Genomic DNA, 13,124 nt, shown 5'->3' with positions numbered 1-13,124 from the left:
TATCTACTCAACCACCGTTTAGCTCAAGATCCGCATTCCTTTGTAGCCAACTCAAAGACCTCCTATGACTGAGCAGTATCGCTTTGAAACCTTGCAAGTTCACGCTGGGCAGGAGCCTGCTCCTGGTACAAATGCCCGCGCTGTGCCCATTTATCAAACCACATCCTTCACGTTCGATAGTTCAGAGCACGGTGCCAATCTATTTGCACTGAAAGAATTCGGGAACATCTACACGCGGATTATGAATCCGACAACGGATGTGTTTGAGAAGCGGGTGGCGGCACTGGAAGGTGGAGTGGCGGCACTGGCAACGAGCAGTGGTCAGGCAGCACAACTGTTGGCGATCGCTAATATTGCTCAGGCAGGTGACAATATTGTGTCTACAAGCTACCTGTATGGCGGCACCTACAACCAGTTCAAGGTGACGTTTCCCCGGTTGGGCATTCAGGTCAAGTTTGTGGATGGGGATAATGCAGAAGCTTTTCGGCAGGCGATCGACGATCGCACCAAAGCACTGTTTGTAGAAACGATCGGCAATCCCCAGTTCAACGTACCGGACTTCGCTGCACTCGCTCACATTGCCCATGAGAACGGCATTCCCTTGATTGTGGATAATACCTTTGGAGCAGCAGGTTATCTGGCTCGTCCCATTGATCATGGGGCTGATATTGTGGTGCAGTCTGCCACAAAATGGATTGGTGGACATGGCACCTCGATCGGTGGCGTAATTGTTGATTCCGGCAAGTTTGACTGGGGCAGCGGTAAATTTCCGGTCTTCACCGATCCAGCACCGGGCTATCACGGTCTGATTTTCAATGATGTCTTTGGTGCTCAAGGTTCGTTTGGCAATATTGCCTTTATCATTCGCGCCAGAGTGGAAGGGCTGCGCGACCTAGGACCCGCCTTGAGTCCCTTTAACGCCTTTTTATTCCTGCAAGGGTTGGAAACACTTTCCCTGCGAGTTCAGCGCCATGTGGATAATGCTTTAGCACTCGCACAGTGGCTCCAGCAACAGCCTCGGGTGGAGTGGGTGAACTACCTTGGTTTGCCCGATCATCCTTATCATGAACGTGCCAAAAAATACTTGCAGCATGGCTTTGGTGGTGTGTTGAATTTTGGCATCAAGGGTGGATTGAACGCTGGCAAGGCATTTATTGACCACGTTAAACTTGCCAGCCATCTAGCGAATGTAGGTGATGCCAAAACGCTGGTCATTCATCCGGCTTCCACCACGCATCAGCAGTTGAACGATATTGAACAGGTTTCAGCAGGTGTCACACCTGATTTGGTGCGAGTATCGGTGGGCATTGAACATATTGACGACATCAAAGCCGACTTTGAGCAGGCGTTTCAACACGTATGAGCGATCGCCAATTCGTCTCACCTCAAACCCACTACCACACTCTCACAGAGCCATTTTACTTAGAGTCGGGCATGGTACTGGAGGGTGTGCAAATTGCTTACCGCACGTGGGGACAGTTGAATGCCAAGCGAGATAATGCCATTGTGGTTTGTCACGCTCTCACCGGATGGGCAGATGCCGATGATTGGTGGGCACCGCTCTTTGGCTCTGGTCAAACCTTTGATCCAGAAACCGATTTCATTCTATGCCCTAATGTCTTGGGCAGTTGCTACGGCACAACTGGACCAACGAGCCTCAACCCTAGCAACGAAAAGCCTTACAGTGCCGACTTCCCATCGATTACTATCCGTGACATGGTGCACTTACAAGCGGTTTTGCTGCAAGCGCTGTCTGTCGATCGGATCAAGCTGGTCATGGGTGGCTCAATGGGTGGGATGCAGGCACTCGAATGGGCGTTGCTATACCCCGATTGGGTAGGGGCGATCGCGCTCATTGCCGTTTCTGGTAAGCATTCTGCCTGGTGCATTGGCATCAGCGAAGCACAGCGGCAAGCAATCTATGCCGATCCCAACTGGCAAGGGGGACATTATTTACCAGAGCAGTCCCCCAGTGCTGGATTGGCGGCAGCACGCATGATGGCAATGCTGACCTACCGTTCGTGGGCAAGCTTTGAGGCGAAGTTTAGCCGTCAACAGCAGGAGCACACATCCGATCGCCCCTATGAGATGGTTGACTACCTGCATTATCAGGGGCAAAAGCTGGTGGAACGCTTTGATGCCAATACTTACATCGCGTTGACCCACGCGATGGATACCCATGATGTCGCTCGCGATCGAGGTGAATATACAGCGGTTTTGAGTCAAATTCAGCAGCCTGCGTTAGTGGTAGCGATCGACTCTGATGTACTCTATCCACCCGTCGAACAGCAAACCTTGGCAACCCATCTTCCCAACGCCCAGTTCGCCTGGCTCCATTCCACTCATGGTCACGATGCCTTTTTGATTGACATGGAAGCTTTGAACCAGCTCATCATCACCTTTCGGCATCAGATTCAAGCAGGCAACGGTGCCTTTGAGCCAACCTCTGTCTGTTCTGCTTGATGCCTTAGAGCTAGGTATAGCGGTTCTCATGAGAGTGCAGTACAAGGGCTGAGGTTTCAAGGCAGAAGGCAGGAGGAAAGCCGCCGTTCTCTTTCACTTCTGCCCTCTGCCTCTTTGCGACTGTACTTCACTGAATTAGAAACCGCAATACCCCTCATTGGTCACTCTAACGACCATCGACCATTTTCCGGTTGCAGCGTATTCCCCTTCTCATCATGTTTGAAGGAACCTTTGAGTGGAGGAAATGGGTGAGTTTACCGTAATCTTAAAACTCTTCACAACAAAAGCTTACAGAGGCTTCAAGTCAAATAAGGTGGGTTCCCTACCTGAAATTAAGACGTTGATTTTGAATCACTTTAAGACTTTTGCAACCATCTGAGAAGTCCAATCTAGAGAAGGGCTTGAGCGTGCGGGGAGTGCTGCCGCCCTTCTAGCCGTTAATGATAAAGAGAAGCAAAATTATTAAATTTGGCTAAGAGAGTTGGGGTGTCATTAAGTATTTGAAAAATAAAAGTGGATAGAAAGGAGCGCTGCGATCGCACCAACGTTGATCGCAAGTTCGCATAACTTATGCCATAGGAGCGTGGCTTTACAGCATTAGGGCTATGCTCATTAATGTTTTTCTGCGAGATCTAATTAAACTTAGTTTTGTAGGATTGAACCCGACCAGAATTGGAGGGTATTGGTTGAAACCCTGAAAATGCGGTGGAGAAGAAAATTTCCTGGCAGTAGCTAATTAAAACTGACAAATAGCTCTTTAATGGACAAAAGCACTTGTACGTTCGCACATTAAACGTCGCATTTCATAAATCGTTTTAGCTGGGTACAAACGGACTTAAACAACTGTTTACCAGGTTGTTCAGGCTATTTGTACAAAAAAGCGACATTCAAGCAGATTCGCATATTATGCGTCGCAAAGTCAGCTTCGCTAATTAACTGTCGTTTCTCTGAAACAACTTGCTTCGCAAATTAAGTGTCGGTTTTCTAGGACTAATAGTTTCACTGGCTCATGTAGCTAATTTAATTGTTTAATGTCAAGTAGATTACTTTCTAGCCTAAAGTGGCTCTAAGTTGATTTGGAGGTTGCGCATAACTTGTTCTGCTTCGGCTACAGGCAGACGATCGAGCAGATAAGCAAGCAGATCTTCCTGACGGCTTTGCCCGAAGACCATCCGGTAAACTGCCAGCGATCGGCGTAGAACCACCAAGCGCTCAGAATCACGACTCAGGGGTAAGTTGGGAACGTAGCGCTCAATTTGGGCACCGTCTACCAAGGGGTAAAGCCAGAACGGTATGAGGTCTGAAGACTCTTGTGGGCGATCGCGCTTACCTGCGGCAAACAGACTTTCCCAGGGATCACCATCAGCACTAGCAATTTCACCCAGACCATATTTGAGCGCCAAATTTTTGCGGACGGCGTGTCCTTTATACCGATGGATTCGCCCCTCACGCTGTTCGAGATCAACAGGGTTGGAGGGTAAGTTCCAGTGAACGATCGCATGGCAGTAGGGGTGAAAGTCAAGCCCTTCTTGTCCAACTGAAACGCACCGCAAGATCGGGCGCGAAATCTAGTGAACCGTTCCCTTCAAATTGCAGTTGTAGGCAATACAGGTCAGAGGCTTCGATTAGCAAAACATGAGCGGTCAGAGAAAATTTCAGCAGCTTAACCTCTGCGGCTTGAGCCAGGTCTTGCAGCGAGTCGTCAATCAGGATCGGTTCAGACGGTGGGATAAACGGTTCTAGCAAGCTTCTGAACGAGACTTCGTGATCATGCAGCGCTAGGAGAGTATCAATGCCGAACTGCTGCTTACTTCCAACCAGTTCCACCAGAAATTCCACGTTGCGCTCGAAAGCTGCATCCGTTGCGTTGGCGGAACCAGTCCAGATGCGGACGGTTGGTCCTGCTTCTGCAACGTAGAGTTTGGCATGAAGACCCACTAAAGGAGCCTGAGTAGAAGTGCTAGGCGTTGCATCAGCATCCTCAGGATTGGCAGCAGGGCTAATTTGATAACACTGGGCAAAAGTGCCTAACGTCGTTAAGGGGATTTGTTCGAGTGCTTCAGGGCGAGCGATCAGAATATTACGCTTCCCTTGTTGACTCAGTTGATGTAAGCGCTTCTCGCTGACGAAAGGAGAGACAACTAGTAGGCGATCGATTTGCCCAGCAATAGGTGACTTGGAATTTCCCTGTAGTCCTAACGGGTGGAAGAGCAGTTGCTCAAAGCCAGCAGGCAGTTCAAACTGTACGCGCTGCAATTCTGTCGCAATGAGATCGACCTGCGTTTGTACCCGTTCCACAAGCGATGGATTACGAGCTAATCGAGGCAGGGAAGCAACGAAATCACTGAGGGGACGGTTCGCTGCGACTTCCTTGCTGTTCTTTATAAGCTGACCATCCAACACCAGCATGGTATCCCAGGAGCGATCGAAGGTGAGGTTGCGGCTGAGGCAGAGGCAGCGATACAGAATCGGTTGATTAGGGGCTGTGAAGCGCAGTACCCAGACTTTAGGATGGAAAATACCGCCTGAACGGGGAGCATTGACTTCAACCACAGAACCTTCCAAGTAGCTGTAGAGCAAGCTGTGATTTTTAGGAATGGCAATTTTGCCCGTTTGACAAAAGACGGTGATGCCAACATCAGGTTGTAGAGTAAAGCCGCTCCCTGGACGACTTCAGAAAAGTTACGGGCGTGCTGCAACTGCTCTTGGATGTGAGGAGGAAATTGATCAAACAGAGGATGTTCCCACGCAAAAGCGGCAGGGATGTTAGTTTGGCGGCGATCGACCAGAAACGCTAGCAGGCTATTGGAGCACTTGGTCAAAATGCGTTCTGCCAAATACTCTGCCTCAGCAGAAGTGAGACGAAAGGTGACATTGTGAGGGAAGTTGGGTGGAGCTGGCGGCAATCCTTGATGCCAGTTGTAAGTGATCTTGCCATCAATGGGTTCGCCATCATCGTTGCGCTGAGAACGGCTGGCGAAATGGTATGGATTACTGTGGTAATCTTCCTGGGAGCCCTGAAACAGGCGGATATGCCAGGTTCTTAACCCAGACCAGTAGACATTGCTGGGAAGCCGCTTTAAGCCTGCTCGTGCCTGGATGCCAATGACTCCCTTCGTTTCACCCGAATCGGCTAGAGCGTTAATGAGTTCAACTTCTCGCTGTCGCAGTTTGGCTGCAATCTGGTTGGAGGGTGTTTTGCGGCTCACCAGATCAAGATAGATCCAGGGGATGAAGAGAAAGTAGCGTGCACGGGTCTGGATAGTGCTGGTGCCTGGAAAAAACAGCTCGGCGAAGGCATCGCGTACAGAACCAATGCCTAGTTCGTCGCGAGTGGTCTTTTCACTAAACAAGCTGATGACATCAGGCATTTTACGCTTGTCTTGCTCAGAGTAATCTAGCCAAGTAAAGGATGATGCCATTTTGACGGGGAGATATAATCAATCTTGCTTGAAAGTGCCCTTAAATTCAATTTTCATCGCCATGTCAAAGTTGATTGATGACGATATGCTTGCCAACAAATTTCATCCCGATCGCATACCGTGGTCACAGATTTCTAGATAAGCACAACTGCTACAGCTTGTTTGAGACGGTTGGGGTGGATATTGTCCTTTGGCGATCGCGTTTGCTACAGCCTCAGCTTCGTCTTGCAGTTCAGTTAAGTCTTGAGCAGTAAAGGTATGCACTTGGCTGTGGCGGAGATACGCGATATGAGCAGTCGTACGCTCAGTGGCTTTGGCGTACGCCCACAACTGCAAGCGATGGTGATGAGGCTTAGGTTCCTGATCGGTCTTAAAATCCAATACACACTCCGGGGTTAGCCAATCAATGATCCCGTTGAATGTAATTTGACCCAGCTTCAGCGTTATGGCATGTTCTGCCAATCCTTCTGGATGCCGATACGGTGCATACAGCTCTCGCTGATGGAATTGCTGCGCCAGTATCAGTGCCTCTTGCAAGATATCGATCGACAGGTGTGAAAAGTTTGCCGACAGTGGTTGAAGCTCTTGAATCTGATGCTGTAACGCCCAATGAGTGACTGTGCCAATCTCAGTGCCGTGATTCCCATTGGCTTCACGGTAGCCCAGATGTCCGTCAACGTAACGATAGCGAAACCGTTGGGGGCACTGAGCATACTCGGTAAGCGCGGTAACAGGCAATTCCCAAAGCCCTGATCCGACCGTGCCAGTGAGAATACGCGTAGGAATGCTGGGTAAAGGTGGGTCTTCAATATCTACGGGGTGAAGGCGATCTTGTTCCATTGAAATTTCCTCAATGGACACAGCCCCTTGTAGTCCAGGGTGGAGTATGTCTAAACCGCCTCCTTTGTTACCTGCGGCAGTGAGAATGAGGTGATCGCGCGCACGAGTCAGAGCAACATAGAGAACCCGCTTGTTCTCCTCCTTTTCCGCCTGGCGCTTGCGATATTCCAGCAGCGTGTAAAGGGCAGATTTTTGGTTGTCACCCGCTTCATCTGCCAACTGGAAGGTTAAACCAAGGTCTGGATCAAACCGAACTTGCGAAGAATCTGATGGCGATCGTCGTGTTAAATCAGCAACCGCAACCACTGACCATTCCAATCCTTTAGAGGCGTGAATGGTCATGAGCTGCACGGCATTGCCTGCTTCCAGGGCTGGGCGAGGCACTTCCACCTCACTCGTCACTAAAATTTTCAGCCGTTGCACAACGCTCAATACATCATTGCTTCCCTGTTCCAACTCTCGGACAAACGCCAGAAAGCCGAGCCAATCAGCTTCCCGACGGGGAGCATTTGGGAGATTGGCGATGACTGCCGTGTAGCCAGTGACGCGATCGGCTAATTGTAGGAGACGCGTGGGTGCTTCGCTATGCCGTTCGATCAACAGTTTTTCGAGTACTTGAATCGCGGCATAGCTTCCAGCGTTTGGCTGGTGTTTCAGGTGCTTCCACCAGGAGACCTGGTCGGGTAGAGTTTGAGCCAATTGAAAGAGCGTACGATCGCTCACCGCAAAGAAGGGACTCCGCAGCACTGCCATGAAGGCAATATCATCAGTGGGGTCCGCCAGGAAGCGCAGCAGCGCCCATGCATCTTTAGCTTCACGGGTCTCCAGAAGGCTGCCACCTCCAGCTTGAAAAATCGGAATGCCCTGGCTCTCTAATGCCTGACCGTATAGCTCTAAAGGACTCCACGTGCGCGACAAAATGGCAATATCACGATATTCGATCGGGCGTAAGGTTCCTGTCAGCTTGTCATACACCATTACCTGATCGTCCAGCAGTTGTTTGATCAGGTCAGCAATTTGTTGTGCCTCAATTTGCCGACATTGATCGATTGGCAGACCATGCGTGTCTTGAATCGTCAAGACACGCAAATGGGGAGCGGTATGGGGTTCCTCCTGTCGATGAGCGTCCAGGTTTTGATGCAATCCATTCAATATCGGCTCAAAAATGGTATTGATGCTCTGCATTAAGGTGTGATGAGTCCGAAAACTGAGGCTCAGTTCTTTGGGCGGATTGCCTGCACTGTAAATGTGATCGCGCCAGGACTCAAAGACCTTCACATCAGCTCGACGGAAGCCATAGATGGATTGCTTCGCATCCCCAACAATGGTAAGCAACTGATTCGCCGTTAACAGTTCTAGAAGTTCCCCTTGAATGGGATTCGTATCTTGAAATTCATCGATTAAGAAGACTTGCCAGCGTTGAGCGTAGTAGTCCCGTACTGCTTGATGGTTTAAGGCTTGCAGTGCATGAATTTCTAGATCACTAAAATCCAATACTCGCTGACGTTGCTTCGCCTGCTGGAGCTGCGATCGCACCTGTTCGAATGCCTCTCGCAGAACGGGTAAAATTGCTTCTGCTTGGTCATCCCAGATATTTGGTTCCAGGGTCATTAGACCTTGCTTTTGATGCTCCTGAGCCAATTCACGTATGCATTTGATGGCATCTTTGACAGCATCTAACTTTTCTTTGCTACCCCATGCTTTTTGGCTTCCGACATTCACTTTCAAATCACATAACGCTTCCAAAGATTCGGCGAAAGCGTGTCCTTGCTCTATGCTCGCGATCGCGTCTAAAGTAGACTCGCGCACATCGTTGAGCTTGTCCCCAGGAGCAGCGTAGCTCTGCAAGATATCCTTAGTATTGAACCAATCCTTATGATGCACGAACGCTTCCAGCGCTTCTTGCTTCACTTGTTGAAGTATCGGCAACCAATCCTTCCGCCTTCTCGCAAGTGCCTTTGTTGCCGTCAATGGATCGCCCAAGAGCGCAAGCATAATCGATCGCATTGAGGAGTAGGGCACTTGCTTGTAAAGGTGCAGCGGAATCTGATCGAGCGCCTCTGTAAACGCTTCTGCCAGCCAAACCTTGCCATCCAAATCGTCTAGCACGGCGAAGTCGGGTGGCACCCCTGCGGCATCGGAATGTTCTCGACAAATACGCGCTGCCAACGCATGAAAGGTACTAATCTGAGCCGCTTCCAGCTCTGCAACAAAATCAGGGTTGGCTAAGCGATCGCCAATCGTTTGACGAATGCGCGATCGCAACTCAGTTGCTGCTTTTTCAGTAAACGTTAGAGCGACAATTGTCAGCGGTGAGTAACCTGACTCCAGATGGTACAAATACCGTTCTGCCAGCATATGAGTTTTGCCAGTGCCCGCGCCTGCTGTGACTGCAACACTGTGGACTGCATAAGCGGCAGCGGCTTGCTGTTTAGTCAGCATCATGGGTATTCTCCTTGCGTGCTTTGCGGCTCAAGCGGCTTCCCTGACGGCAAACCAGATCAAAGGCGCAGTATTGACAGGCAACCCCTCCCACATCGGGCTGCACTGGAAAATGACCGTGATTCAGGTGAGCTTTACAACGATCGGCAACGTCTGCTAACTCTTGCTCTGAAGGCAGCGCCTTAGATAGCTTTTTCGTTTTAGTGAGTGAATAGTAATACGATGTCGCCACCGTCGCCGCTGGAAAGAGAGCAGGGGCAGCAACCTGTTGATAAAGAGGGAGTTGGAGGTCAATACAGGCTTTGCCATTCGCGTCGCTAACGCCTTTTGGGGGTGAGGAGCCTGTCTTGTAATCAATGAGCACCAATCCCTGGGGGGTGCGATCGATACGATCGACCCGTCCCGTTAATTTCAGGTCATGCCAGATCCCTTCAAATTTAGCTTCTAGCGCGATCGCTTCTGCTCCGTCTGGAAAGAAGTTAGGCTCGTTAAGAACTCGCTGCAACGTCTGTAGATGCTCAATGCGTCGTACTGCCCAAAGGGGCAAGTCTGTGAGCTTCATGGCTTGCTCAACGCTTTGAAATTGCGCTTCCAACAGTGCTGGATCTTGCAACGATTGTTGTGGGTTAGTCTGTAGTTCCTTAAAGACCAGTTCCAGCACTTTGTGATACAAATTACCTCGACGACTGGGGCTGAGATCATCCTCGCTTTCTTCGGGTTCGCCCAGTTTCAGCACTTTATCGGCAAACCATTGAAAGGGACAAAGTCCTAGCTTGGTTAATTGAGAAACGCTAAAGATACGATCGCGATAATCAATGGGCATTCCAGTGACACCGTCATACTCATCCTGTGTTGCACTACTTTCGCGACGACATTCCACAGTCCAAGCGTGAATCGCGTTTTGCAGGACAACATCCTCAGGATGAGTTGCCCTACGTAAGGAAAGCTTTTGCAATGCCTCCAAACTGGCGATCGGCATTTCAGGCGGCGCGATCGCCTTCAGCCCCAATTGAGCGAGATATGGACTGGGTAATTGCTCCTGACGACCGTTTAAGCTTGCATACGAAAAGACAACGGCTTCGGTTATAGTTTGCAGCAGGTAATAGAAAAGCAGTGCTTCTTGACGAGCTGCCTCAGAAGCCAATTCAAGTGGAATGCCAATGTGTCGAAGTGCCTTGCGCTCGTGAAAGTCCAGGACGCAATCGTTACGCACTGGCGCAGGTAAAGTCTCCTCTGCCATGCCAAGGACAAACAAATAGGGATAGCGTGCTCCGATGATAGAGCTTGGACTATGCAGCTCTACGCCACCGCGACCGGGTTGGGCAGGCACGCCTACGATCGCCAGCACCTCTCGCATCTCTTGGGCAAAGGCACTCCAGGTTAGTATTTCTTCCTCTGGTTTGGCTAGATTCACCAACGCTTGATTCAATGCATTGAACGCCAAACTTTCTCGTGCCCAACGGGAGCAACGTCGTCGTAAATCAAACGTCTTGAGAATGGTTTGAAGGCGTTCAACCCAGAAATCCCGACGTGCCCGATGCCCCACCTTCAGCACTGATAGGTCAAAGTTCAAAACGCTTTGGCAAACCTCTTGCCATGCCGTAAACCCAGTCGGATGGAGACACCGCACCGCGCTCCAAAATTCAGCATCTGGGTTTGTATACAGCGGATGGCGGAGGAGTTTTGCGGTTGCCTCAAAAGGAAATTGCTGTTCGATCGCCTCTAGCAACAGGTCGATCCACGCTCCGAAGCGCGTTGTGTTCAAGGGTGTGGCATACAGCGCTCGTAGTGGAATACCACACTCCCAGGCAATCTCCAGCAGTTGAGGACCGTAGGAAATTTCATCTCTGGCAATGATGGTAATATCGCGGGCAGAAACCCCCTCATGCAACAATTGCTTGACTTGAGCTAGGGTGCCTCGGACTTCCGCCTCAACGTTGCTGTAAGCATAAGTTGAAGGTTTTGCGATCGCCTCAACGGGTGCAAGAAATTGTTGCCCTAGCTTTTCACCAATTGTCTGAAGTGATGCTTCAAATGCATGAATCGTCCAGCTTTTCTGTTGTAGCCATTCGACTGCAACGCGACTTTCACGAAAAAGCTCTCCAGTCCCAATTGGCAAGACAACGATGCTACCATCAGCGGCGATCGCATCAATCAACGTCAACTCGTCCAATCGCGGTTGGAAGTAACCGTAAATGAGGGCTGGGTGAGGCTCCGGCTGTTGCTCGACAGCCCTCCACAAGACTTCTGCTGTGTCAAACTGGTTCTGCTGTCGCAGGATATCCACATACCGCTGCGTCACTTGCAATAGTTGCGTTGCCCGTTCTGTACAACTGTCTAGCGCGATATTGAATGAGGGCGACGATCGCAGCAAGGCTTGAACCGTTGGCATCCACGCTCGTGCTGTCCCTTCAACGTCATGAGGCTGAACCGTTTGATGGATTGCTTCGCGCAAGGCTCTCTGTGCCTCCAGGGGAGACGCGATCGTTGTCCCCTTGGGTAATTGCTGCATGGCAAAATCTTGCAGCGATCGCTTCTGTTTGCCCAAAGCCCTTGCTGTAGTTTTGGTAGGAGTAGTTACAGCAAGCTGATTTTGATCAGCCACTTCCTTCGCACGGAAATACGGCTGAGCCTCTAAGTAGATTAAACGGCTCATTAGTGACTCTAGTGACTGTGCAGTTTGTGAAAAATCTTGCTCTGTAGCCAAGTATTCCCAGCCTTTCTAGAGTTCTAACTGGGCGAAACCGGATCATGATCGGTATTCCTACCGAAAATCCATCAAGTTCATGAAAAGCCTACATTTGAAGAAGATCTGACTCAGTTTGCTGCCGTGCCTCGGCGATATTCTTCTCAAGCTGCCCATAGACCTGATTTTCAAATTGCCACAGTTGGTTCTCCATTTGCTGTTCGAGGTCGATGGCGATCGCCTTGAACTGACTGGTAATATCACGACGAACATCTGCCATTTGCTTCTCGTACTCTCGTTCTTAATGCATCGTGTGTAGATCCATCCCTACGGATATAACGACTAGGGCAGGTCCCAGAACCATCGCAGCATTGCCGATATTCTTAGCAATGCCTACTGCTTGACAGGGTTTGAATTTGAAGCCGATCGCCTTCCCGAGTCCAAGCACACCTTGATGAAGGTCACTGCCTGCAACATCCATGGAATGGAGAAAGCCTTGACCAGTTGTAGTGGCAAATTCTCTGGTTGCTGCTTGCGTAATTTTTGCGCCTACTTGACCACCAATCTGTTGCAGCCACTCAACTTGCCCTTGTACCTGCTGTTGTTTCAGATTGACCTTGAGGTTTTGCGCTGAGACTGAACCGTTGAAGTTGAGTTGAGCCACAAAAGCCTGAGTCAGATTGCTTTGCAGTTCAGCTTCAACTTCAAGCTGAATCGACTGAATGGCTTGCTCAATCGTTTGCTCTAGAGCTTCGCCAGCCTTCTCGTAATGCTTACGAACATTGATTTCGGACTGTTTATGCAGATCCTCAAAGTTTGCGTCACCAACGGCTGTGGCAAGCCGCGTTCCTTCGGTCGTGATCGCCGCTGACATCTCTAGCATGATGCTTTTAACTTGAGTGCGAAGCCGTTCTCGCTCTTTGTTGCTACGACGCACCAACCGAGAGAGGACTTCCAGGAAGGCTGTATCTTCATTTGAGTTGCGGGCAAAGCCAATCTGAGCCTCATCAAGGCAATCCAAGACAATCCTGTCCGGATTGTCTAAGAGGATGTTTTAAAAGTCCTCCTGTTAGTAGCAAAAAGCTAGATGCCCCTCAATCCCCGCGCTTTGCGCCGCTGACAGAAAAAAGGGGGACTACAGACGTATTTTCCCCTTTTTAAGGGTGACAGGGGGGATCGCTGAGTGCTTAAGCTTACAGACCATACCTTTTCAAATAGCCTCTTAGCTCGACTTTATCCAATTAGGCAGCGTAGCACAATAGGCTGAAACA

8 protein-coding genes are annotated in these 13,124 nt (G+C 50.0%); 2 read left to right on the top strand and 6 right to left on the bottom strand.

All coding sequences use genetic code 11. The features are described 5' to 3' along the window. Positions 1-64 precede the first annotated feature (64 nt). Both AC5JO6_RS15830 and metX read left to right on the top strand, forming a co-directional pair. Complete coding sequence (locus tag AC5JO6_RS15830) at positions 65-1,363, top strand: O-acetylhomoserine aminocarboxypropyltransferase/cysteine synthase family protein (RefSeq protein ID WP_496082030.1); 1,299 nt, start codon at positions 65-67, stop codon at positions 1,361-1,363. Continuing rightward, complete coding sequence (gene metX, locus AC5JO6_RS15825; protein ID WP_496082029.1) at positions 1,360-2,463, top strand: homoserine O-acetyltransferase MetX; 1,104 nt, start codon at positions 1,360-1,362, stop codon at positions 2,461-2,463. The genes AC5JO6_RS15830 and metX overlap by 4 nt, the downstream gene beginning before the upstream one ends. Before the next feature lie 1,055 nt (positions 2,464-3,518). On the opposite strand, the gene AC5JO6_RS15820 is transcribed toward metX, so the two are convergent. The 6 genes from AC5JO6_RS15820 to AC5JO6_RS15795 form a co-directional block, all read right to left on the bottom strand. Then, a complete protein-coding gene (locus tag AC5JO6_RS15820; protein WP_496082028.1) occupies positions 3,519-4,016 on the bottom strand; it encodes a hypothetical protein in 498 nt (165 codons plus the stop codon). An 828-nt stretch (positions 4,017-4,844) separates the two neighbouring features. Continuing rightward, positions 4,845-5,885: a DUF6361 family protein gene (locus AC5JO6_RS15815; RefSeq protein ID WP_496082027.1), complete on the bottom strand. Its 1,041-nt coding sequence runs from the start codon at positions 5,883-5,885 to the stop codon at positions 4,845-4,847. Between the two features lie 102 nt (positions 5,886-5,987). Beyond that, positions 5,988-9,170 (bottom strand): UvrD-helicase domain-containing protein, encoded by a 3,183-nt coding sequence (locus tag AC5JO6_RS15810; RefSeq protein ID WP_496082026.1) that lies wholly within the window; start codon positions 9,168-9,170, stop codon positions 5,988-5,990. Then, on the bottom strand, positions 9,157-11,823 hold the full coding sequence (locus AC5JO6_RS15805) for a PD-(D/E)XK nuclease family protein (protein ID WP_496082025.1): 2,667 nt from the start codon (positions 11,821-11,823) through the stop codon (positions 9,157-9,159). The genes AC5JO6_RS15810 and AC5JO6_RS15805 overlap by 14 nt, the downstream gene beginning before the upstream one ends. Before the next feature lie 139 nt (positions 11,824-11,962). Next, on the bottom strand, positions 11,963-12,133 hold the full coding sequence (locus tag AC5JO6_RS15800) for a hypothetical protein (RefSeq protein WP_496082024.1): 171 nt from the start codon (positions 12,131-12,133) through the stop codon (positions 11,963-11,965). 21 nt (positions 12,134-12,154) lie between these two features. Continuing rightward, positions 12,155-12,874, bottom strand: a complete 720-nt coding sequence (locus tag AC5JO6_RS15795) for a hypothetical protein (RefSeq protein WP_496082023.1) — start codon at positions 12,872-12,874, stop codon at positions 12,155-12,157. Positions 12,875-13,124 lie beyond the last annotated feature (250 nt).

This window comes from Tildeniella sp., from assembly GCF_059505325.1.
This window is presented reverse-complemented; position numbering and strand designations above follow the sequence as displayed.